The following is a 533-nucleotide window of genomic DNA, read 5'->3' as shown; positions in this document are numbered from 1 at the left end:
CAATCATTCAACAAATATAATTAATTCTATCATTGATTACTTTAATTAAATCACCAAAACAATACGCCACATAAATTATATTAATATCACATAAAATGACATAATTTAATTTTATCATGAAAAATTCTGATAAATCTCACACATCGATAAACCGAATGAATACCATCAGAAGCTACATTAGAAACCTCTAAATCCAGTCGCTAAACCTACCGCGTAGAAGCTGTGAAATGGATAAATACCAAAACAAATGGATAAATCCCCCTTACCCCTTGTAAATCATTGGCTTTCATTTATAAATTCAACTTTTGGGTGAACATCTCCATAACCTTTCATTAAAGCCCAAATTCTGCGATTAGTATCAACATCTTGAGATAAAATGGTGACATTTTGGTTATATTATTTAGATCGAACTCTTGTGTTGAATGAAAATCCCAGCCATCACATATCCATCACACAAATATAATAACTATCGCTTAGGAGTTGAGCTATGCACTGTTCTTTCAATATAAATAACAATAATGAAAGCTTGCAAC

This window comes from Vibrio sp. 10N.222.52.C3 (assembly GCF_041474195.1).
Lineage (GTDB): Bacteria > Pseudomonadota > Gammaproteobacteria > Enterobacterales > Vibrionaceae > Vibrio > Vibrio crassostreae_C.
This window is presented reverse-complemented; position numbering follows the sequence as displayed.